This window comes from Stutzerimonas stutzeri, from assembly GCF_000219605.1.
Classification (GTDB): Bacteria; Pseudomonadota; Gammaproteobacteria; order Pseudomonadales; family Pseudomonadaceae; genus Stutzerimonas; species Stutzerimonas stutzeri.
In genome coordinates, this window is record NC_015740.1 from 381,839 (window position 1) to 404,095 (window position 22,257).

Sequence of the window (22,257 nt, forward strand, 5' to 3'; positions counted from 1 at the left end):
GTGCAGATATAACCGTTCGTCGCTATGGCAAATGGCTTACAAATACCCGCGCCGTTTTCCACTTCTGCCCGCTCTGCCGGGTAATTAATCTACACCCACTCTGATGCGCAGGACGCGCTCAGGATCAGGATGATCGACCTAAGCCAGGAAGGCATTCGAAGGGAATTCGGACCGGTCAGAAAAAACCCGCCTCGGCGGGTTTTTGCTTTTTCAGCGGAACACGCGGGCGATGCAAGACAACGAAATGCTGTGCCGGTTCCATCTATGGCAAAAGGCTTACACGGATCGAAGTTTTTGGCTGTTCTAACGTCTTAGGCGGCTGCGTATTCTATGCCCATCTCTGCAGCGCAGGACGCGCTCGGGATCATGGATGATCGACCACTGCCAGGAGGCGCGCCGAAGGATTCGGAATGGTCACAAAAACCCGCTTCGGCGGGTTTTTTGTTGCCTGCAGGAAAAGCGGCCGCCACGCATTCGACGGCAAGTGGCGCGCTGCTGCCTCAGCCGTTGTCCAGCAATGCGCGGATCTTGCCGAGCAGGTCGGCACCCTCGAACGGCTTGAGTACCAGCTCCATGCGCTCGTCGACGAATCCCTCCCGGCTGGAGGCCTTTTCGGCGTAACCGGTCATCAGCACCACGGGCAGCGCCGGTCGCGAGCGCCGGACCCATTCGGCCAGCTGTCGACCGGACAGGCGTGGCAGGCCGACGTCGGTCAGCAGCAGATCGATGGACGGGTCGGCCTCCAGCAGTGCCTGGGCGGTTTCCACATCGCCGGCCTGGCTGCAGCGATACCCCGCCTCGATGAGGGTCTCGGCGATCAGCATGCGCACGCTGGGCATGTCTTCCACCACCAGCACGTGCTCATGGCCGGCCAGACGCGCCGAATCTTCGGGCGCCGCGCTGGGTGCCAGGCTCGTTTCGCCGGCGGCGGCCGGCAGCAGCAGGGTCACGTCGGTACCGACGCCCAGGGTGCTGCGAATGTGCGCGTCGCCGCCCGACTGCAGGGCGAAACCGTAGAGGCTCGACAGTCCCAGGCCGGTGCCGCGGCCCTGAGGCTTGGTGGTGAAGAAGGGGTCGAACACCTTGTCGAGGACGGTGGGATCGATGCCCGTGCCATCGTCGCTGACGCACAGACCGATGTAACGGCCGGCGGCCAGTTCAGGGTGCTGGCTGGCATCGGTGGAAAAGGTCCGGATGCCGATGTGGCCCCTTCGGGCAGGGCGTCGCGGGCATTGATCACCAGGTTGAGCAGCGCGCTTTCGAACTGGCTGACATCCACCCGTGCCACGGCCGGCCCCTCGGTGAAGTCGACGCTCAGGGTGATGCGCTCGCCGATGGTGCGCCGCAACAAATCCTCCAGCGAGCGGATGCGCTCGTTGATGTCCAGCGCGCGGGCGTCCAGCGGCTGCTTGCGAGCAAAGGCCAGCAGGCGGTTGGTCAGCGATGCGGCACTGCGCGCCGAACTCAGTGCGGCGTCGGCGAAGCGCAGCACGCTGTCGGCGCGGCCTTCGATGATGCGCTGCTTCATCAGCTCGATGCCGGTGATGATGCCGGTGAGCAGGTTGTTGAAGTCATGGGCGATGCCCCCGGTCAGCTTGCCCAGGGCATCCATCTTCTGCGCCTGCAGCAGCTGCTCTTCGGTACGCGCGCGCTCGGCCACCTCATGGGCCAGCTGGCTGGTGGTGGTGGCGATTTCCTGCCGCTGGGCGCGCTCACGGTGACGCTGCTCGGTGACGTCCTCGACGAACACCAGGCCCAGCCCCTGAGTGCGATAGGGCGAGATCTGCCATTCGGTCTCCCGCGTTTCGCCGTTGACGCGCATCGCCAGGGAGGTGCGCCAGCGGTTGCCGGCCTGAAGCTGGGTGCGCAGCTCGTCCAGCACGGCGTCCTGCCCGGGGAGGACGCAGTCGGCCAGCGGAGCTGAACGGTCCTCGGCGCCGACCAGGCGCTCGAAGGCATGGTTGCATTCATGCAGCTGCAGCTGGGCATCGAGCACCGCGATGGGTGCCGCAACGTGAATGAATATCTCGCGAAAGCGCGCCTCGCTTTCGCGCAGGGCGCGCTCGGTGTCACGCACCCGCAGCAGCGTGCGCAGGGTCGCCAGCAGCACATCCGGGTCGACCGGGTGAATCAGGTAGGCATCGCCGCCGGCATCGAGGCCGGTGATGATGTCGCCGGTCTCGATGGAGGCTGCGGACACATGGATCAGTGGCAGCAGCGCGGTATTCGGGTCGGTGCGAAGCTGGCGCGCGATGTCGAAGCCGCTCATGTCCGGCAGGTTGACATCGAGAATCAGGGCGTCAGGCATGGCGCCGGCCACCAGCGCCAGCCCATCGCTGCCGGTACCCGCCTCCAGTACCTGGTAGCCATGGCGCTCCAGCACCCGGCGCATCGCGTAGCGGGTAGTGGCGTTGTCGTCGACGATCAGCAGACGGCTGTCACGCTCCATCGGGCTCCTCCGCCTGGATCGCAAACGGGATGATTACATAGAACTCGGAGCCCTTGCCCGGCGCGCTTTCCACACCGACCCGACCGCCGAGCAATTCGGCGAAGCGTTTGCATAGCGCGAGGCCAAGGCCGGTGCCACGCAGGCGCTTCTGCAGCGGGGAATCGACCTGGGCGAAGTCCTCGAACAGGCGATCATGCAGCTGCGGTGCGATGCCGATGCCGGTGTCGGTGACCGCGAAGCGCACCTGCTGGGGATTCTCCATCCGTGCCGAGACGCGCACCTCGCCCTGCGGTGTGAATTTCAGCGCATTGGAGATGAAGTTACGCAAGATCTGCGCAAGCTTCTTGTCGTCGGTGTAGAAGCGCGGCAGGCCTACCGGCTCCTCGAAGATGAGGTCCACGGGCGAGCCCTCGACGATGGGCCGGAACATGCCGCGCAATGCCGAGAACAGGTCGAGCATGTCGAACCAGGCCGGCGAGATGCTCACGCGGCCGGCCTCGATCTTCGCCAGATCGAGCAGATCGTCGACCATCTCGCTCAGCTCGCTGGCGGCCGAGCTGACGAAGCGCACCTGCTTGTGCTGCTCCGGGCTCAGGGGGCCATCCAGTTCGTCGCTGAGCAGACGGGTGATGCTGAGTATCGAACCCAGTGGCGTGCGGAACTCGTGGCTCATGTACGAGAGGAAACGGCTTTTCAGTTCCGATGCCTGGCGTAGTTGCTCGGCCTGGGTGTCGAGTTCCGCATAGAGGGCCAGTACCCCCTGGTTGGTTTCCTCGAGCTCGGCGCGCAGTGATTCGTTCTCACGGCGCAGCTGCTCCAGCAGCTCGGCTTCGCCGGTTGTAGCGATGGGGTCAGCCACGGGGGGCCTCCAGGTTGAGCGCAAGCACGGTGACGTCGTCGCGGCCGCGGCAGAAGTCCCGATGCAGCAGCGTGGCGATGATGGCCGGATGGCGCTGGATCAGACCAGGATAGTCGCGCAGGCTCCAGCGCGACTGCAAACCATCGCTGAAGAGCAACAGAAGCTGCGCCTCGCCCTGCGGGTAGTCGAACACATGGGCCTTGCGAAAACGCACGCCGACGATGCCAGGGTGCGAAGCCAGGCCGCGCGAGCCCTCGCTGCCGATCAGGCTGGCGCCGATGTTGCCGATGCCAGCGAAGGCCAGGGTCCGCCGTTCGCCATCGTACTGGGCTATGGCCGCAGCGCCGCCACGGCTGCCGTTCATCGCCTGATGCATGCGCGCGAATACGCTGGTGGCGGCGTCGAACGGTGCTTCGCCGAAGGCCTCGGCGCCGGCACGTGCGGCCTGCTGGGCGCTTTCGCCGTGGCCGAGCCCGTCGATGACCAGCACACTGCAGCGTGAGCCATCGAGCGCCAGTTGCCAGACGTCGCCACAGGCCGTTTCTCCGGGATGGGGGTGCTGGCTGACCCCGAAGCGCCAGGCACAGGGCCGTGAGCCGCGGGGAAACAGCTGTGCCAGCACCACCGAACCTCGGCGGTCCGAGTAGGCATCGAAGACCTGTGCCAGCCGCGCCAGCGCGCCCAGACCGATGCCCGTGGTGCCGCCGGTGGAGTAGCCATCGGTCAGGCACTGATCGAGCTGGAAGCCGGGGCCACGGTCCACGGCGATGATTTCCACGCCGGGCTTGTCTTGCCCCGGGATGATCCGCAGGTGCAGCTCGCCGATGCCGGCGTGCTTGAGAACATTGGTGCACAGTTCGGTGGTCAGCAGCGCGACGCGACCGGCATCGGTGGCGTCGAAACCATGCTGCTCGGCCAGGCGCTGCGTGACGCGGCGCGCATGGCCCACCTGGCTGGAATCTTCCAGTGGCAGGACCTGGGTCATGCTGCCCGGTATGTTCATGTCCACCGCGTGATGGTGATGCGCGTGCCGACGCCGACGGTGCTCTCCAGTTCGAAGTCGTCGACCAGGCGCTTGGCGCCCGTCAGCCCAAGGCCGAGGCCGCCGCCGGAGGTCCAGCCATCGGTCATGGCCAGCTTGATGTCGGGAATGCCCGGGCCTTCGTCACGGAAGGTCAGCCGCACGCCGACGCGCGTGCCTTCCTCGACGATCTGCCAATCCATGTCGCCACCGCCTCCGTACACCACGGTGTTGCGCGCCAGCTCGCTGACGGCGGTGACCAGCTTGGTCTGATCGATCAGGCGCATCGCGCAGTCCTGGGTCAGTTTACGTACGGTCTGCCGCGCCAAGACGACATCCTGCTCGACGCGCACCGGCTGGCTGCCGCTGCTGCGCACGATCATCGCGCGGCCACACGTTCGCGCAGCAGCTGCATGCCGCGCTCGACGTTCAGGGCGGTGCTGACGCCGGGCAGCTCGAGGCCCAGCTCCACCAGGGTGATCGCCACGGCGGGCTGCATGCCCACCACCACCGTTTCGGCATCCATGATTCGCGCGAGGCCGGAAATGTTGGCGATCATCCGGCCAATGAAGGAATCGACCATGTCCAGTGCGGAGATGTCCATCAGCACGGCGCGCGCCGAGGTTTCGCTGATGCGCTCGGCCAAATCGTCCTGCAGGGTCAGCGCCAGTTGGTCGTGCATGTCGACCTGGATGGTGACGAGCAGGAACTCGCCCATCCGCAGAATAGGAATTCGATCCATCAGGCGGTCCTGGTGACGGTGAGGCCGGAACGGCGCAGGGCGAGCGCGAGGGCATCGGCCAGGCTGGCCTTGGTGACGATGCCCTGCAGGTCGAGCCCGAGGTGGACGATGGTCTGCGCGATCTGCGGACGCACGCCACTGATGATGCAGTCGGCGCCCATCAGGCGAATGGCAGTGACGGTCTTGAGCAGGTGCTGGGCAACGAGGGTGTCGACGGTGGGCACGCCGGTGATGTCGATGATGGCGATTTCCGAGCCGGTGTCGACGATGCGTTGCAGCAGCGATTCCATCACCACCTGGGTGCGCTGCGAGTCGAGGGTGCCGATCATCGGCAGGGCGAGAACGCCATCCCACAGCTTGACCACCGGGGTCGAAAGCTCCAGCAGCTCTTCCTGCTGGCGCTTGATCACGTCTTCACGCGACTGCTGGAAGGTGCGTACGGTGTGCAGGCCCAGATGGTCGAGCAGCTCGGACACGGCCCACAGCTGCTCGGCGAATACTGCGGGTTCGTTGGCGTATTCGCTCTGCAGCAGGGACATCAGCGGGCGCTTGGCGGCGAAGATGAAGCCGGCGGTCTGCTGCGAGTCGAAACCCAGCAGGGCGCGGCTGCGCGACAGGCGCTCCAGGTAGGAACGCATGGCGTCCCAGGCCGGGCCGGCGATGTCGGCCGAGCCGTCGGCGGTGCCGCTGATCAGCAGGCGGATGAATTCGGCGGTCTGCTGGGTCAGTTCTTCGGGTTTTACGTTATGGAATCCGCCCATCTCCTGCAGGTCGCTTTTCCAGCTGCCGAGCAGCTCGGTCTGGTTGCGTGCAATGGTGTCGATGGTGCGTTGTAGCAGGGCCGCCATAGGGTAATAGCTCCGGAGTTGTCTGGGTCGTCCATGTCACCATGGCGAAGTATCAGGGATAGATTTCGGCCTTGCGTCGATGTTCCGCGAATCGCAGCGGAACGTGAAAACTTTTCCGAGCGTTACCGATGGAAGTGGGCCGGATGGTAGCAAATAGATATTGGCGGCAGGCAGGTCGTTCCGCTTAAGCGCCGTTAGGCAGGCGCTACGCCGTCGATCTGTTCGATCAGCCATTGCAGCGCCGCGTCATTCTGCCGTTGCGCCACGCTGACGATGTCCAGCTCGAAGGGGCCGAGCTCGAACGGCAGGTCGAACAGTCGCAGCGGCAGCAGGTCGGCGAAATGGCGCGCCAGCTGCGTCGGCAGCACCGCAGCAAGGTCGCTGCTGGCGACGATGTGCGCGGCCTGCAGGTAGTTCGGTGTGGTGTAGACGACCTCGCGGGCTTGGCCTTGACCCTCCAGCCACTGATCGACCATGCCGCGGGTCTGGCCGCCATGCACCCAGAGATGGCGCAGGCGCAGGAAGGCTGGCAGGTCGAGGCCGTCCGTCACCAGCGGATGGCCGCGGCGCACCGCCACCTGCAGCGTTTCGCTGGCCCAGTGGCGCACATGGAAGCGCGATGGCACGTCGAGGAAGCGTCCCAGCACCAAGTCGACTTCGCCATTGTCCAGCGCCTCGGTGGGCAAGCTGGGTGTCAGGTGCTGGATCGCCAGCCGAATGCCCGGCGCCCGCTCGGCCAGGCGCCGCATCAGCGCCGGCATGCAGACCAGCTCGACATAGTCGGTCACCGCGATGCGGAAACGCTGCTGGCTGCGCGCCGGATCGAAGGCCTCGCCGGCGATCAGGCTGTGTTCGATCTGCTGCAGCGCAAGACGGATTGGCGCCTCCAGCGCCAGGGCTCGCGGCGTCGGTTGCATGGCCCGGCCGACGCGCACCAGCAGCGGGTCGTCGAGCAGTTCGCGCAGGCGACCCAGCGCGTTGCTCACCGCCGGCTGGCTGAGTGACAGGCGCTCGGCGGCACGCGAGACGTTGCGCTCACGCAGCAGGGCGTCGAGCACGCGGAGCAGGTTGAGGTCGAAGTTGTAGATATTCACTTGATGAATCCGAAACATCACAAGACTAAATTTCAAAAATAGTAGCGTCATCGTCTATGGTTGGTCTCCACTTTTTCCGCCTGCGACGAGGACCGTTCACATGAGCCAACCCCGCTTCGATATCCAGACCGCCGCCGTGATTGGTGCCGGCACCATGGGCCGCGGCATCGTCATGAGCCTGGCCAATGCCGGTGTGCAGGTGCTGTGGCTGGACAACAATCCAGAGATGCTCGAGCAGGCGCTGGGCGTGGTGGCCGACACCTACGCACACAATGTGCGTCAGGGGCGGATCGACGAGGCCGAAGCGGCGGCGCGCCGGGCCCGCATCGCCAAGGCGGCGGATTACCCGGCGCTGGCCGACGTGGATCTGGTGATCGAGGCGGTCTACGAGAATCTCGAACTCAAGCAGAAGATCTTCCGCGAGCTGGACGACATCGTGCAGCCGGCCGGCATCCTCGCCAGCAACACCTCGGCGCTGGATATCGATGCCATCGCCGCTGTCACCAAGCGCCCGGAGCAGGTGGTCGGCCTGCACTTCTTCAGCCCGGCGCACATCATGAAGCTGCTGGAAATCGTCCGCGGGGCGAAGACTGCGCCAGCAGTGCTCGAGGCTGCCACGGCTCTCGGCAAGCGCATGGGCAAGGTCAGCGTGATCGCCGGCAACTGCCCGGGCTTCATCGGCAACCGCATGCTCGCCACCTACGTGCGCGAGGCGCGGATGATGCTGCTCGAAGGCGCCTATCCCCATCAGGTGGACGCCGCGCTGCAGGGCTTCGGCTTCGCCATGGGCCCGTTCCGCATGTATGACGTGGTCGGCATCGACCTCGAATGGCGCGCCCGCGAGCTGGCCGGCAAGGGCCAGGACGAGCCCGAGGTGCAGGTGGATAACCGTCTCTGCGAGCTGGGCCGCTTCGGCCAGAAGTCGCGCATGGGCTACTACCGCTACGCCGAGGGCAGCCGCCAGGCCGAGCACGACCCGGAAGTGGACGCCCTGGTGCAGCGCGAGTCCGAGCGCCTCGGCTATCAGCGCCGCGAGATCGGTCCGGAGGAGATTCTCGAGCGCTGCCTGCTGGCGCTGGTCAATGAGGGCGCCAAGATTCTCGAGGAGGGCATGGCCGAGTCCAGCGCCGATATCGACACCGTCTACCTCTACGGTTACGGCTTCCCCGCCGAAGTCGGCGGGCCGATGACCTGGGCCGACCGTCAGGGTCTGCCGGCCATTCGTGAGCGCCTCAACGCATTGGCCGAGCGCCACGGCGAGCACTGGCAGCCGGCCGGACTGATCGACAGTCTGGCCACGCTCGGCGGCCGCTTCGCCGACTACAAGAAGGAGGCATGAGCATGGAATACAAGGCGCCCCTGCGTGACATGCGCTTCGTACTGCACGAGCTGTTCGATGCCACCGGCCATTGCGAATTGCTCGGCAACGGCCTGGACCGCGAGCTGATCGACGGCGTGCTGGAAGAAGCTGCGCGCTACACCGGCGGCGAGATCGCGCCGCTCAATCGCAACAGCGACGAAGAAGGCGTGACCCTGGAAAACGGCGAAGTGCGCACGCCGCAGGGCTTCGTCGAGGCCTACAAGCAGTACGTCGACAACGGCTGGGCGAGCATGACCGGGCCGACCGAATACGGCGGTCAGGGCTTCCCGCAGCTGGTGGCCTGCAACTTCCACGAGATGCTGATGGGCGCGTCGCTGTCCTTTCGCATCTATTCCGGCCTGACCGAGGGCGCGGTGCTGGCGCTGTACAAGCACGGCAGCGATGAACTGAAGAATGCCTATCTTGAGAAGCTGGTCAGCGGCCGCTGGAGCGGCACCATGTTCCTCACCGAGCCGCAGGCCGGCACCGACCTCGCGCTGCTGCGCACCCGCGCCGAGCCGCAGGCGGACGGCAGCTACAAGGTCAGCGGCAGCAAGATCTTCATCTCCGGCGGCGAGCACGACATGAGCGAGAACATCGTGCATCTGGTGCTGGCGCGCCTGCCGGATGCGCCGGCTGGGGTGAAAGGCATCAGCCTGCTCTTGGTGCCCAAGTTCATCGCCAATGCCGACGGCACGCCGGGCGAGCGAAACGCGCTGAGCTGCGGCGCCATCGAGCACAAGATGGGCATCAAGGGCGCGGCGACCTGCGTGATGAACTTCGATGGCGCCACCGGCTGGATCGTCGGCGAGCCCAACCAGGGCCTGGCGTGCATGTTCACCATGATGAACGACGCGCGCTTCCAGGTCGGCTTGCAGGGACTTGGCATTGCCGAACAGGCTTATCAGGGCTCGCTGGCCTATGCCCGTGAGCGCTTGCAGTCTCGTGGGTTGGCCGGCGCGCAGCATCCGGACAAGCCAGCCGACCCGATCATCGTGCACCCCGACGTGCGCCGCATGCTGCTGACGCAAAAGACGCTGGTCGAAGGCAGCCGCATGCTGGCGGCCTACTGCGCCCGCCAGCTGGACCTCGAACACGGCCATCCGGAGCCGAGCTACCGCAAGGCGGCGAGCAAGCGTGCAGCGCTGCTGATCCCCATCGTCAAGGCGTTCTTCACCGACATGGGTCAGGAGGTGGCGAGCCTCGGCGTGCAGGTCTACGGCGGCCACGGCTATATCCGCGAATGGGGCATGGAACAGCTGATGCGCGACAGCCGCATCACCCAGCTCTACGAGGGCACCAACGGCATCCAGGCGCTGGATTACATCCGCCGCAAGCTGCTCGGTGACGGCGGCGCGGAACTGTCGGCGCTGCAGGCGGAATTCAGCGAGATTTGCGACCGGCAGATCGATCGCCCGGCGCTGCACGCTCTGGCCAGCAAGGTGCAGATGCGTCTCGGTGAGTGGCGCGAGCTGACGGCCGAGATCATCGCTGCCACCGGTCGCGATCCCCAGGAGATCGGCGCGGTGTCGGTGGATTTCCTGCAGTACTCGGCCTATGTGTTGTTGGCCGGTCTCTGGCTGCAGGCCGCGGCGCGTGCACAGGATGCGTTGGAGCAGGGCGCCGGTGAGGAGGCTTTCTATCAGGCCAAGCTGGCCAGTGCGGATTTCTATCTGCGCCGTGTGTTACCGCGGGCGAGTGCGCATCGGGAAGCCATTCAGGGTGGCGCGGATTGTCTGATGGCGCTGCCGGAAAGCGACTTCGCGTTTTGAGCTAATCGATCACAGGAGGCACCGATGCATCCGTTCAGCTTTGCCACAACCGCTCAATTGATCTGCGAGCCTGGCTCGTCGCGCCGGCTGGCCAGCCTCTGCAAGGAGCGTGGGGCGCGCTCGGTGCTGGTGGTGACCGACCCGGGCATCACCCGTTTCGGCCTGCTCGACGAAGTCCTGCCGGGCTTCGAGACGGAAGGGCTGCAGGTCGCGGTTTACGATCAGGTCGTTGCCGACCCGCCCGAGCACATCGTCCTGGCGGCGGTGGCGCAGGCCAAGGCGTCCCGGGTCGATCTGATCATCGGCTTCGGCGGCGGCAGCTCCATGGACGTGGCCAAGCTGGTTGCGCTGCTGGCACATCCTGATTGCGCGCAGTCGCTGCAGGATATCTATGGTGTCGGCAACGCCAAGGGCCAGCGCCTGCCGCTGATCCAGGTGCCGACCACCGCCGGCACCGGCTCGGAATTCACGCAGATCGCCATCATCACCACCGGTGAGACGACCAAGATGGGCGTGGTCTCGCCCCTGTTGCTGCCGGACCTGGCGTTGCTCGACGCCGATCTCACCCTCGGCCTGCCACCGGCGGTGACCGCGGCCACCGGCATCGACGCCATGGTGCATGCCATCGAGGCTTACACCAGCGCGCTGAAGAAGAACCCCATGTCTGATCTGCTGGCCCGCGAGGCGCTGCGCCTCTTGGCGGCCAATCTGGACGAGGCGGTGCACAACGGCAGCAACCGCGAGGCACGCCAGGCCATGCTGCTGGGCGCCTGCCTGGCCGGACAGGCGTTCGCCAATGCGCCGGTCGCTGCCGTGCACGCGCTGGCCTATCCGCTGGGAGGCAATTTTCACATTCCCCACGGCCTGTCCAACGCCCTGGTACTGCCGCAGGTGCTGCGTTTCAACGTCAGCGCGGCGGCCACGCACTACGGCGAACTGGCACCGATCATTCTCGGCGAGCGCCTGCGCACGGATGATCCCTCCACCTACGCCGAGCAGCTGATCGAGGAGTTCGAGCAGATGAGTGCCCGCGTCGGCCTGCCGACCCGCCTGCGCGACGCCGGCGTGCCGGAAGAGATGCTGCCGCAGCTGGCCAAGGAGGCGATGCTGCAGCAGCGGCTGCTGGTCAACAATCCGCGCGAGGTCAGCGAGGCCGATGCGCTGGCGATCTATCAGGCTGCCTACTGAGCCAGTCTTCCTCTTCATTGCGTACCGCGAGAACGACCATGCCCGAGCAACCCAAACACCTGCGCCGCGACTACAAGCACTTTCAGCCCATCACCACGCGCTGGCACGACAATGACATCTACGGTCATGTGAACAACGTCGTCTATTACGGGTTTTTCGACACGGCGGTGAACAACTATCTGATCCAGCAGGGCGGGCTGGATATCCAGGATGGCGACATCGTCGGCTTCGTGGTCAGTTCGGCTTGCGACTACTTCGCCTCGATCGCCTATCCGGACCTGATCGAGGTGGGTCTGCGGGTGGCCAGGTTGGGCAACTCGTCGGTGCAGTACGAGCTGGCGATCTTCCGCGAGGGCGAGCAGGAGGCCTGCGCGGCGGGCCGCTTCGTGCATGTTTTCGTCGAACGCGCAAGCAATCGTCCCACTGCCATTCCCGGGCGCCTGCGCGCCGCGCTGGAGGCCTTGAGCTAATCCGCTCGGCGCGGAAAGCTGAAGCCGTAAACGAGATCGCCCGGAGCGGCTGGGCCGATCCGGGCGATGCGGTGGTTGCTACGAGACGGCAACGGCGCTGTCTGCGGCACTCAGTGGTGCTTGTGTTTGTGCTTGTAATGGCCTTTGGCTTTGCCTGGATGGCCGTAGTAGCGGCGATCGTCCCGGTAGCGGCGGTCGCCCCGATAACGGTCGTCGTCATCGTCGCCGTAGGCGTTGCCGATCGCGCCGCCGGCACCGCCGCCGACGGCTGCACCGATCAGACCGCCGGTGCTGCCGCCGACCTGCTGGCCGATGACGTTGCCGCCGGCCGCACCAAGGCCACCGCCGATGGCCGCTTCGGTGCGGCTGCGCTTGTCGGCGCCGACCATGCCACCTGCCGCACCGCCGACGCCGGCGCCAATGGTCGCGCCAGTCGAGCCACCCAGATGCTCACCCACCACGGAACCGAGCGCGCCACCGAGGGCACCGCCAACGGCGGCTTCGGTGTTGCTGCCGGCAAAGGCGGCGGCGCTGAGCAGGCTGGTGGACAACAGGAAAATCGAGGCGTACTTCATGGTGTGATCCCGTATGTGGAATTGCGCCGCGATCCTCACGTGCCGCTTCGCTTCCGGCAAGGGCTTTCCGATGAAATGCGTGAAGCAGTTCCTGTTTGCTAACTCTTTGATTTTCGGTCGGAACTTGCTTTGCGGGCGGAGGTCTTAAGCCGCTTGTGCGGCGTCCGCAACTCAGTCGCGGGCGGCGCTTGCCGCCGGGCTGTAGACGCGCGGCCGGCTGCGATGCGGCAGATGAATCAGGTTCAGGTTGTGTCGCTGCGCCCAGCGTGTCGCGAGACCGGTGGGGGAGGACAGGCTGACCAGGGTCGGGATGCCTGCGCGCTGAACCTTGTGCACCAGCTCCAGGCTGCAGCGACTGGTGACGATAGCCAGGCCGCCGGCAGCCTCCAATCCGTCGCGCGCCATGGCGCCGATCAGCTTGTCCAGCGCGTTGTGACGACCGATATCTTCACGCCCCAGACGTATCGTCCCCTGGTTGTCCATGAACAGAGCAGCATGTACCGCGCCGCAGTCGCGTCCCAGCGGCTGATAAGCGGAGATGCGCTCGCGCAGGTCGTGCAGCCAGTGTGCCGGCGGCAGCGCCGCTAGAGGCATGATCGGCAGCTGCGGCAGGGCCTGTTCCAGCGCTTCGACGCCACACAGGCCGCAACTGCTGTTGCCGGGGAGCTGGCGGCGCTGCCGCTTGAGTTGCCAGAAGCTGCGGCTGGATATCTCGACTTCCGCCCGCCGGGCGCTGCCCTGGCCGTGCAGGTGAATGTCGTAGATGTCGTTCGGCGACTCGACGAAGCCGTTCGCCAGGCTGAAGCCGACGACGAAATCCTCGAGGTCTGCCGGAGAAATCATCATCACGGCCTGATTGAGCCCGTTATAGGCGATCGCCAGCGCGCATTCCTCGGCGAGGTCGACGACGCACCGTTCGGCCTCGTCGATCGGCTGATAGTGATAGCGCTGGCTGGCACCGCTGGGCGTTGGCGTGGCCGTTGCGATACCGGCGGGCAGACGGGAAGGCGCGTTCATCGGCAGGCTCGTAAGGGTCGGTTTCAGGGCCGGGGTCGGGCAACTGCGCTGCGAGCGCCGATCAGGTTGCCGGCAGCCGGTAGGGTTATGACCCCGCCCGGCCGAAGACGATTCACCGTTGGTCGGCCTTCGCCAGCATGTCGCGCACGCGCTTGGCCAGCGCGTCCAGGTTGAAGGGCTTGCTGATCATGTCCATTCCTGGTTCGAGGAAGTCCGAACTGGCCGCCTGCCTGGCATAACCGGTCATGAACAGGACCGGCAGGCCGGCGCGTTGCTGCCGTGCGATATCCGCCAGTTGGCGCCCGTTCATTCCCGGCAGGCCGACATCGGTCACCAGCAGGTCGATGTCGGGCGTGTTTTCCAGGATGCGCACCGCGGCGTTGCCATCCGCCGCTTCCAGGGCCTGGTAGCCGAGCATCTGCAACACGTCGAGAACCAGCAGACGCACGGCGGGATCGTCTTCGACCACCAGCACCGTCTCGCCCTGCCGGGCGCGCAGCGGGCCATGCACCTCGCTGGTCAGTGGTATCGCCTCGGGCTGGCTGTCGAAGACCGGCAGATAGAGGCTCACCTGGGTTCCCTTGCCCGGTTCGCTGGCGATCTGAACGTGCCCGCCTGCCTGGCGGGTGAAGCCGTAGACCATGGACAGGCCCAGCCCGGTGCCCTGGCCGATCGGCTTGGTGGTGAAGAAAGGCTCGAAGACGCTGGCCAGGACCTTGGCGCTCATGCCGCAGCCGCTGTCGGTCAGGCTCAGGATGACGTAGCGTCCCGGCGCCAGTTCACCTACCTCGCTCTGCTGTCGAAGCTCGACGTTGCGCGTCTCGAGCAGCAGGGAGCCGCCGTCGGGCATCGCGTCGCGGGCATTGATGACCAGGTTGAGCAGCGCGCTCTCCAGCTGATTCTCGTCACTCGAGACCGGCCACAGACCGGCTTGCAGCTGGTTGCGGATCTGGATATGGCGGCCCAGCGTGCGGCTGAGCAGGTCGTGCATCGACTCGATCAGCTGGTTGAGTTCGACGCACTTGAGATTCAGCGGCTGCCGACGCGCGAAGGCCAGCAGACGATGGGTCAGTGCCGCGGCGCGGTTGGCCGAGGTCACCGCGGCGTCGATGAAACGCTGGGTTTCATCATGGCGGCCGGACTGGATATAGCGCTGGATCAGGTCGAGGCCGCCGATGATCCCGGTCAGCATGTTATTGAAGTCGTGGGCGATGCCGCCGGTCAGCTGGCCGACCGCTTCCATCTTCTGCGCCTGACGCAGCGCTTCCTGAGCCTGTTCGCGGCTGGCCATTTCCTTGAGCAACCGCTCATAGACTTCGGCCAGCGCCTGGGTGCGCTCTTGAATGCGGCTTTCCAGAGTCTCGTTCAGTTCGCGCAGGGCCTGCTCGGCGCGCCATCTTTCGGTGACATCCAGCGCCATGACGAAAAAACCTAGCACCTTGTCCTGGCTGTCTCGACGCGGCAGATAGTGCACCAGCATTCGTCGCGGCTGCCCGTCGCGATGCGGACTGGAAGCCTCGAAGGTCACGTGCTGGCCGGCCAGTGCGGCACGGATGCAGTCACGTCGCTCGGCATAGGCTTTCTCACCGAGCACGTCACGCACAGCTCTGCCGCGCAGCCAGCTCAGTGGGTGGCCGAACCACTCGGTGTAATAGCGATTGTTGAAGCGGAAGCGCTCGTCCTCGTCGATATAGCCGATCAGCACCGGGAGGGCGTCGGTAATCATCTTCAGCTCGGCTTCGCTCTGGCGCAGTGCGTCCTCGCTGGCCTGTTGCCGGGTGATGTCCATTACGGCGCCGGGAAAGCGCTGCGGTTGGCCGTGCTCGTCGCAATGCCGACGACCGCGCGCGAGGGCCCAGCGCACGGTGCCGTCGGGGCTGCGCAGGCGATAGCGCACCTCGAGTTCTTCGCGGCCGTCGATGCATCGCGACAGCGCGGCCTGCAGGCGCGGTATGTCGTCCGGATGAACGTGCTCGAAGAATGCCTGATGACGCAGCCCGGTCGGTCCCGAGCGCTCGACCGGCGCAATGCGCAGCAGCTCGGCATGGTCCGGAATGCCACCGCTACGGATGTCCCAATCCCAGATCCCGACCAGGTCACTGGCCTCCAGCGCCAGCTGCAGGCGGTGCTCGCTGATCCGGTGTACTTCGGCACTGAGCTTGTAGTGCAGGGCGGTTTGCGACAGCCGGGTTTCGGTGCGCACGCGTTCGCTGGTTTCGCTCAGGCACAGCAGCAATCCGCCAATGCCGTGCGGCTCGTTGCGGATCGGGCTCAGTGCCAGGTCGAACCAGGCCTCGACCCGCTGGCCGTCGCGCTCGACCGCCAGCTGCTGGTTGCGCAGCGTTCGCGGCTCGCCGCGACGGGCTCTGTCGCATGCCGGGGCGAGCAGCTCCCAGGTCGCGCCCCAGCGCCGGCAGGCCGGCATGCCCAGTTCGGCCGGGTGGCGGTCGCCGATAAGCCGGGCATGGGCGTCGTTGTACAACTGCAGCGCCTGGTCGCCCCAGAGGATGCACATGGGCAGCGGCGCTTCGAGGATGGTGTCGAGCAGCAACCGCAGCGTCTGCGGCCAGCTATCGAGCGGGCCGAGCACGCTTTCGCTCCAGGCATGCCGGCGAATGCGCTCGCTCATCTCGCTTTGACTGTGGGGCCAGAACTCGGCGCCTACTGCTGCCATGTCACTTCCTATCGATCATCCGTGGCTTTGAACCGCGAATGCCGGGTCTCGACGACCGGCGTTCGCTGTTTCGATGTTGCTCGGCCCTAACCCATCCTGAGTCGGTTCTGCCGGCGGCAATTGTTGCGTAGTGTAAGGCTTCTGGCCGACCCACGGCAGAGCCAGCCGTCACGCCAGCGGGCCGGTCAGGCTGCCTGCCAGGTCGCGATAATCCTCGACGGCGGCGAACTCCTCGGTGTCCTTGGGCGCGCGTCGGCTGTCAGGCTCACGCACCGCGAGCAGATGGGCAACGCCGAAATGCCGGGCACTGCGCAGGATCGGCAGGCTATCGTCGATGAACAGCGTACGAGATGGGTCGAACGCCAGATCCTGGCGCAGCGCGTACCAGAACTGCGCCGCCTCCTTCGGATAGCCATAGTCGTGGGAGCTGATCAGGCGATCGAACCAGGGCGCCAGTTCGATCTTCTCCAGCTTGAGCGACAACGAGTCGCGGTGGGCGTTGGTGATCAGCACCACGCGCTTGCCAGCCTGGCGCAGCGACGAGAGGAACTCGTCGGCGCTGGGTCTGAGGGCGATCAACTCGGCTATCTCACGCTTCATCTCGCGGATCGGCAGGTTCAGTTCGCGTGTCCAGTAGTCCAGGCAATACCAGGTGAGCTTGCCGACGTGTTCGTTGAACAGCGGCGCGAGCTCCAGTTCGGCCATGGCGCGGCTGATGCCGTGCAGTTCGGCGTAGCGCTGCGGCAGCAGCTCGAGCCAGAAGTGATTGTCGAAGTGGAGATCCAGCAGGGTGCCGTCCATGTCGAGCAGGACGGTATCGATGTCGGGCCAGGGCAGGGTGGCGATCATGGGCGGCTCAAGTGACCTAGTGAGGGCGGGCAGGGCGTTCAGCTGGTCGCAAAGCGCTCACGGCCAGTGCAGGAACACGGGTTATGATAGCCGCTCGCGTTTCCAGGAGTTCCCCATGCGCCAGAAACCCACCGTGCTCGCCCGTGAAATCGTCGCCAGCAGCCGCCTGTTCCGCGTCGAGGAATTGCAGTTGCGCTTCTCCAACGGTGTGGAACGCACCTACGAGCGCCTGGTCGGCAAGGGCAGCGGCTACGGAGCGGTGATGATCGTGGCGCTGGCCGACGCCGAGAATGCGTTGCTGGTCGAGGAGTACTGCGGCGGTACCGACAGCTACGAGCTGTCGCTGCCCAAGGGGCTGATCGAGCCGGGCGAGGATGTGCTGGAAGCGGCCAACCGCGAGCTGAAGGAGGAGGCCGGTTTCGGCGCCCGGCGTCTGGAGCTGCTCACCGAGCTGTCGCTGTCGCCCGGCTACATGAGCCAGAAGATCCAGGTGGTACTGGCGCGCGATCTCTACCCGGAGCAGCTGCCCGGCGACGAGCCGGAGCCGATGCGCCTGGAGCAGGTCAGCCTGCATGAGCTGTCGAGCCTGGTGCAGCATCCGCAGTTCAGCGAGGGGCGCGCGCTCGCCGCGCTGTACCTGGCGCGGGATCTTCTCACCCAGCGTGGGGAGTTCGGCCAATGAGTCATCCCTACCTGTCGGCAGTGATCGATCTGGTGCGTCAGGCTGGCGAGGCGATCCTGCCGCACTGGCGCAGCGAACTGGAGGTGCAGGCCAAGGCCGATGCCTCGCCGGTGACGGCGGCGGACATGGCGGCTCATCATGTGTTGCTGGACGGCCTGCAGGCCTTGGACGGCAGCATCCCGGTGCTTTCCGAGGAAGATTGCGCGGTGCCGCTGGCCGAGCGCGCCGGCTGGACGCGCTGGTGGTTGGTCGACCCGCTGGACGGCACCAAGGAATTCATCGCCGGCAGCGAGGAATTCACCGTCAACGTGGCGCTGATCGAGCAGGGCGAGGTTCGCTTCGGTGTGGTTGGCATTCCGGCGTCCGGGCGCTGCTATTACGGCGGCAAGGATTTCGGCGCCTGGCGCAGCGAGGCCGATGGCGCGACGCAGCCCTTGCGCGTGCGGCCGCATCCCGCCGGAAGCTTTACCGTGGTGGCCAGCCGGCGCCACAGCAGCCCGGCGCAGGAGCGGCTGCTGGACAGCCTGCGCGGACGCTTCGGTGAGCTGGCGCTGGCCAATGTCGGCAGCTCGCTGAAGTTCTGTCTGCTCGCCGAGGGCTCGGCGGACTGCTATCCGCGGCTGGCGCCGACGTCGCAATGGGACACAGCGGCGGCACAGGGGGTGCTGGAAGGTGCCGGTGGCGAGGTGCTGGAGGTGGCAGGTGCGCCGCTACGCTACGAGGCGCGGGAGACGTATCTCAATCCATCGTTCCTGGCGCTTCCGGCCGGGGTGGACTGGCGCGAGCTGCTGATCGAGCTGGCCAACCGCAGCTGACCGCGCTACGCCCGAGGCAGGATAAGCAGGGCTGCGCCGCTCGGGCGCAGCCGAGCAGTTACTTGTGCAGCACGAACTGCCCGGTGAAGCGCACGGCGTCGCGACCGTCGGAGGCGAGGATGCGGCTGTGCAGCTCGAGGCGCGAGCGCCCGCGCCGGCGGTAGATCGACTCGAAACGTTCCCAGGCCTCGGGGCTCGGTGCCGAACAGATGGCCATGGCGTCGTCGACCACCGGCAGCGGGTATTCGATCTTGCCTTCGTGGATGACGATGTGGCCGTCTTCGATGCCGGCTTCGCGCAGGCGCAGATGCAGCCAGCCCCAGCCTGCCAGTACGGCGGCGCAGTAGAGGCTGCCGCCGAACATGCTGCTCTTGTGGTTGATGTTCGGCTGCAGCGGGACCTGCAGGCGCAGCTCGTGGTTTTCCCACTGCTCGACACGCAACCCAAGCGAGCGGGTCAGCGGAATGTCGTGGTGAAGGATGGCTTCCAGGTAGCGGCTATCGCGGCTCATGCCGGGCAGGTTCCTAAATGTTACGAAGATACAGACAGACGCCAAGCATGACTCCTGAGTCACGGTTTGGCCAGTCCGTTCACGGCATTTGCCCGGCCCGGTAGAGGTCGCTGTGCGGCGGTGTTCCGGATCGGTGCCCGGCGTGCTATCGGCGGCGTTCGCTGGTGCGCCGCTCAGCCACCGCTCTTGCTGCGATAGGCGCAGTAGCCGGGGCGTGGCCCGATGCGCGGATGGTTGCGGCAGGTGTCCGGCCGCTTGGCATAGACCGTGCACAGCCTGGTTTTGCGGTCCAGATAGACGCAGTCGCCGTTGGTCAGGCGCGTCAGCGTGTAGATTTCGTGCTTGTGATTGAAGTGCTCGACGATGCCCGCCTTGCTCAGGCGCTTGGCGATGTTCTTCGCCGGCTCGTCGCGCTCGAAGGCATCGACCAGTTCCAGGCGGATCAGGTCGTCGATGCGCACTTCCACCGGCAGGGTGCAGCAGGTCGCGTGGCAGTCACGGCACAGGCCGGCGCTGTAGCGTACCCAGGTTTCCAGGCGTTCCGGGTCGGCGGAGGCGATCAGTCTTGTCTTCACGGGATGTCTTCAGGTGCGGTTGGGCGCGCGGATCATAGCGGCTCGCGCGCCGATTACCAGTGCCTTCCGGCGCCGGTGACCGGACAGGCGGTAGCGCAGATGTAAAGGAAACCTGCAACCCTTTTTCAGGAACGCCGAACGGAGGTGAACGGGCGCGGCTGCCGCGAGTCCCTCTTGTGTGTCTTCGCTAACCGAGGTCTGTCCATGACGCAGGAATCAGCCAACGCCACTGCCCAAGAAGTCGCCGCTTTCCGTGAGCGGGTTTTGCGCAAGCTCACCTACTCGGTGGGCAAGGATCCGGAGAACGCCTCCGACTATGACTGGTTCCATGCGGTCGCCCTGGCGACCCGCGACAGCACCATCGATCGCTGGATGGATTGCACGCGCGAGGCCTATACCGGCGGGCAGAAGCGGGTCTACTACCTCTCCCTAGAGTTCCTGATCGGCCGTCTGCTGGTGGACAGCCTGAGCAACCTGGGCCTGTTCGAGGTGGCGCGCGAGGCGCTGGCCGGACTGGACGTGGACATCGATCGCATCCGCCTGCTGGAGCCGGACGCGGCGCTCGGCAATGGCGGCCTCGGGCGGCTCGCGGCCTGCTTCATGGAAAGCATGGCCACCCTTGGCGTGGTGTCCCATGGCTACGGCATCCGTTATGACCATGGCCTGTTCCGCCAGGCGATCGTCGATGGCTGGCAGCACGAACAGACCGAGACCTGGCTGGATCTTGGCAACCCCTGGGAGTTCGAGCGCTCCGAGGTCAAGTACCTGATCGGCTTCGGCGGCAGTGTCACGGCGACCACCAACGAGCAGGGTGAGGTTCAGCATTTCTGGCACTGGGCCGAAGGCGTGCGCGCGATCGCCTATGACACGCCCATCGTCGGCTGGCGCGGTGCCGGGGTGAACACGCTGCGCCTGTGGCGCGCGCGGCCGCAAGCGGACTTCCACCTGGCGCGCTTCAACGCTGGCGATCACATCGGCGCTGCGGCGGAAGAGGCGCGTGCCGAGAGCATCTCGCGGGTGCTCTATCCGGCCGACAGCACCGAGGCGGGGCAGGAGCTGCGTCTGCGCCAGGAGTACTTCTTCGTCGCCGCTTCGCTGCAGGACCTGCTGCGCCGCCATCTCAAGCAACGCGGCTCGCTGGACAGCCTGCCCGAGTACACCTCGATTCAGCTCAACGATACCCACCCGGCCATCGCCGTGGCCGAGCTGATGCGGCTGCTGGTCGATGTGCACAGCTACGAATGGCAGCACGCCTGGAGGCTGACCACCGCCACCCTGTCCTACACCAACCACACCCTGCTGCCCGAGGCGCTGGAGACCTGGCCGGTGGGGCTGATGGAGCGGCTGCTGCCACGGCACATGCAGATCATCTACCTGATCAACGCCTACCATCTGGACAACCTGCGCGAGCGCGGCATCCACGACGCCGAGCTGCTGCGTTCGGTATCGCTGATCGAGGAGGACCATGGCCGCCGGGTACGCATGGGCAACCTGGCCTTCCTCGGTTCGCACAGCACCAACGGCGTGTCGGGGCTGCACACTCAGCTGATGCGCAAGACCGTGTTCACCGACCTGCATCGTCTCTATCCGCAGCGGATCAACAGCAAGACCAATGGCATCACCTTCCGCCGCTGGCTCTATCAGGCCAATCCGCAGCTGACCCAGTTGCTGGTGGAGCATCTCGGTGAGGAAGTCCTCGACGAGCCGGAAACCCGTCTGCGCCAGCTCGAGCCCTATGCCGAACAGGCGGCCTTCCGCCAGCGCTTCGCCGAACAGCGGCTGGCCAACAAGCGCCATCTGGCCAATGTGATCCAGGAGCGGCTGGGCATCAGTGTCGATCCGACCGCGCTGTTCGACGTGCATGTCAAACGCATCCACGAGTACAAGCGCCAGCTGCTCAACCTGCTGCACACCGTGGCGCTGTACCAGGCCATCCGCTCCGATCCGGGTGGCAACTGGGTGCCACGGGTGAAGATTTTCGCCGGCAAGGCGGCGGCCAGCTATCACCAAGCCAAGCTGATCATCAAGCTGACCAACGACATCGCCAATACCATCAACGCCGACCCGACCGTGCGCGGGCTGCTCAAGGTGGTGTTCCTGCCCAACTACAACGTCAGCCTGGCCGAGGACATCATTCCCGCGGCCGACCTGTCCGAGCAGATTTCCACCGCCGGGCTCGAAGCCTCCGGCACCAGCAACATGAAGTTCGCCCTCAACGGCGCACTGACTATCGGCACCCTGGACGGCGCCAACGTGGAAATGAGCGAACAGATCGGCCTGGAACACATGTTCATCTTCGGCCTTACCGCGCAGGAGGTGAATGCGCGCAAGCAGGGCAACGAGTACAACGCCGAGGCCATCATCGCGGGGTCGCATCGTCTCAGCGAAGTGCTGTCGGCGATCCGCGGCGGCGGTTTCTCACCGGGCGATCCGGGTCGCTACGTCGGCCTGGTGGACGGTATCAGCTGGCACGATACCTTCATGGTCTGCGCCGACTTCGAGGCCTACTGGCAGGCCCAGCTGGAGGTCGAAGAGCGCTGGCGCGACCCCGCCCGCTGGTGGCGCTCGTCGGTGCTCAATACCGCGCGCACGGGCTGGTTCTCCTCCGATCGCACCATCCGCGAATACGCCCGGGAGATCTGGAAAGTGATGTAAGTGGCTGGCCCGTCGGCGCTTTTCCGCCGGCGGTCAGCCAGAACCTGCGGGGTGACGCGCTCGTGCTGGCAATCTGCTCGCCGCTGCGCTGAACTCTGCGG

General features: G+C 65.8%; 19 protein-coding genes and 1 pseudogene. 7 read left to right on the forward strand and 13 right to left on the reverse strand.

Annotation, left to right across the window (positions count from 1 at the left end):
* Window positions 1-500 precede the first annotated feature (500 nt).
* The 7 genes and pseudogenes from PSTAB_RS01670 to PSTAB_RS01700 all read right to left on the reverse strand — a co-directional run bounded on the left by PSTAB_RS01670 (window position 501) and on the right by PSTAB_RS01700 (window position 7,013).
* Window positions 501-2,449: pseudogene (locus PSTAB_RS01670) on the reverse strand (response regulator).
* Window positions 2,439-3,308, reverse strand: a complete 870-nt coding sequence (locus tag PSTAB_RS01675; protein WP_013981462.1) for a sensor histidine kinase — start codon at window positions 3,306-3,308, stop codon at window positions 2,439-2,441. Before PSTAB_RS01675 ends, PSTAB_RS01670 begins: the two are co-directional and overlap by 11 nt.
* Window positions 3,301-4,311: an ATP-binding protein gene (locus PSTAB_RS01680; RefSeq protein WP_013981463.1), complete on the reverse strand. Its 1,011-nt coding sequence runs from the start codon at window positions 4,309-4,311 to the stop codon at window positions 3,301-3,303. The genes PSTAB_RS01675 and PSTAB_RS01680 overlap by 8 nt, the downstream gene beginning before the upstream one ends.
* Window positions 4,308-4,712: an anti-sigma regulatory factor gene (locus PSTAB_RS01685; protein WP_013981464.1), complete on the reverse strand. Its 405-nt coding sequence runs from the start codon at window positions 4,710-4,712 to the stop codon at window positions 4,308-4,310. The genes PSTAB_RS01680 and PSTAB_RS01685 overlap by 4 nt, the downstream gene beginning before the upstream one ends.
* The gene (locus PSTAB_RS01690; protein WP_013981465.1) at window positions 4,709-5,071 is read right to left on the reverse strand and encodes an STAS domain-containing protein; all 363 of its coding nucleotides are present in this window, start codon (window positions 5,069-5,071) and stop codon (window positions 4,709-4,711) included. Before PSTAB_RS01690 ends, PSTAB_RS01685 begins: the two co-directional genes overlap by 4 nt.
* A complete protein-coding gene (locus PSTAB_RS01695; RefSeq protein ID WP_013981466.1) occupies window positions 5,071-5,919 on the reverse strand; it encodes an STAS domain-containing protein in 849 nt (282 codons plus the stop codon). Before PSTAB_RS01695 ends, PSTAB_RS01690 begins: the two co-directional genes overlap by 1 nt.
* 194 nt (window positions 5,920-6,113) lie before the next feature.
* The gene (locus tag PSTAB_RS01700) at window positions 6,114-7,013 is read right to left on the reverse strand and encodes a LysR family transcriptional regulator (RefSeq protein ID WP_013981467.1); all 900 of its coding nucleotides are present in this window, start codon (window positions 7,011-7,013) and stop codon (window positions 6,114-6,116) included.
* 100 nt (window positions 7,014-7,113) lie between these two features.
* On the opposite strand from PSTAB_RS01700, the gene PSTAB_RS01705 reads away from it, so the two are divergent.
* From PSTAB_RS01705 to PSTAB_RS01720, 4 genes are read left to right on the forward strand one after another with little or no spacing between them, the layout of a single operon-like run.
* Window positions 7,114-8,352, forward strand: a complete 1,239-nt coding sequence (locus PSTAB_RS01705; protein ID WP_013981468.1) for a 3-hydroxyacyl-CoA dehydrogenase — start codon at window positions 7,114-7,116, stop codon at window positions 8,350-8,352.
* A 2-nt stretch (window positions 8,353-8,354) separates the two neighbouring features.
* The gene (locus tag PSTAB_RS01710; protein ID WP_013981469.1) at window positions 8,355-10,145 is read left to right on the forward strand and encodes an acyl-CoA dehydrogenase C-terminal domain-containing protein; all 1,791 of its coding nucleotides are present in this window, start codon (window positions 8,355-8,357) and stop codon (window positions 10,143-10,145) included.
* A gap of 24 nt (window positions 10,146-10,169) precedes the next feature.
* Window positions 10,170-11,333: an iron-containing alcohol dehydrogenase gene (locus tag PSTAB_RS01715; protein ID WP_013981470.1), complete on the forward strand. Its 1,164-nt coding sequence runs from the start codon at window positions 10,170-10,172 to the stop codon at window positions 11,331-11,333.
* A 38-nt stretch (window positions 11,334-11,371) separates the two neighbouring features.
* Entirely contained in the window at window positions 11,372-11,803 is a 432-nt protein-coding gene (locus tag PSTAB_RS01720; protein WP_013981471.1) for an acyl-CoA thioesterase, read from the forward strand.
* 110 nt (window positions 11,804-11,913) lie between these two features.
* Here the strand turns inward: PSTAB_RS01720 and PSTAB_RS01725 are convergent, their stop codons facing one another.
* The 4 genes from PSTAB_RS01725 to yrfG form a co-directional block, all read right to left on the reverse strand.
* Window positions 11,914-12,378, reverse strand: coding sequence for a glycine zipper domain-containing protein (locus tag PSTAB_RS01725; RefSeq protein ID WP_013981472.1), 465 nt, complete (start codon window positions 12,376-12,378; stop codon window positions 11,914-11,916).
* Window positions 12,379-12,549: 171 nt separating this feature from the next.
* Entirely contained in the window at window positions 12,550-13,395 is an 846-nt protein-coding gene (fdhD, locus tag PSTAB_RS01730) for a formate dehydrogenase accessory sulfurtransferase FdhD (RefSeq protein WP_013981473.1), read from the reverse strand.
* 112 nt (window positions 13,396-13,507) lie between these two features.
* Window positions 13,508-16,069 carry a hybrid sensor histidine kinase/response regulator gene (locus PSTAB_RS01735; protein WP_013981474.1) on the reverse strand — a complete coding sequence of 854 codons (2,562 nt, stop codon included), beginning with the start codon at window positions 16,067-16,069 and terminating at the stop codon, window positions 13,508-13,510.
* 168 nt (window positions 16,070-16,237) lie between these two features.
* Window positions 16,238-16,918: a GMP/IMP nucleotidase gene (yrfG, locus tag PSTAB_RS01740; protein ID WP_013981475.1), complete on the reverse strand. Its 681-nt coding sequence runs from the start codon at window positions 16,916-16,918 to the stop codon at window positions 16,238-16,240.
* Window positions 16,919-17,033: 115 nt separating this feature from the next.
* On the opposite strand from yrfG, the gene nudE reads away from it, so the two are divergent.
* Both nudE and cysQ read left to right on the forward strand, forming a co-directional pair.
* Window positions 17,034-17,600: an ADP compounds hydrolase NudE gene (nudE, locus tag PSTAB_RS01745; protein ID WP_011911556.1), complete on the forward strand. Its 567-nt coding sequence runs from the start codon at window positions 17,034-17,036 to the stop codon at window positions 17,598-17,600.
* Window positions 17,597-18,415 (forward strand): 3'(2'),5'-bisphosphate nucleotidase CysQ, encoded by an 819-nt coding sequence (gene cysQ / locus PSTAB_RS01750; RefSeq protein WP_013981476.1) that lies wholly within the window; start codon window positions 17,597-17,599, stop codon window positions 18,413-18,415. Before nudE ends, cysQ begins: the two co-directional genes overlap by 4 nt.
* Before the next feature lie 58 nt (window positions 18,416-18,473).
* On the opposite strand, the gene PSTAB_RS01755 is transcribed toward cysQ, so the two are convergent.
* On the reverse strand, window positions 18,474-18,926 hold the full coding sequence (locus PSTAB_RS01755; RefSeq protein ID WP_013981477.1) for a thioesterase domain-containing protein: 453 nt from the start codon (window positions 18,924-18,926) through the stop codon (window positions 18,474-18,476).
* A gap of 173 nt (window positions 18,927-19,099) precedes the next feature.
* Complete coding sequence (locus tag PSTAB_RS01760; protein ID WP_013981478.1) at window positions 19,100-19,501, reverse strand: YkgJ family cysteine cluster protein; 402 nt, start codon at window positions 19,499-19,501, stop codon at window positions 19,100-19,102.
* Between the two features lie 204 nt (window positions 19,502-19,705).
* Here PSTAB_RS01760 and PSTAB_RS01765 point away from each other — a divergent pair, with 204 nt between their 5' ends.
* Window positions 19,706-22,156 carry a glycogen/starch/alpha-glucan phosphorylase gene (locus PSTAB_RS01765; protein ID WP_013981479.1) on the forward strand — a complete coding sequence of 817 codons (2,451 nt, stop codon included), beginning with the start codon at window positions 19,706-19,708 and terminating at the stop codon, window positions 22,154-22,156.
* The last annotated feature ends 101 nt before the right edge of the window (window positions 22,157-22,257 follow it).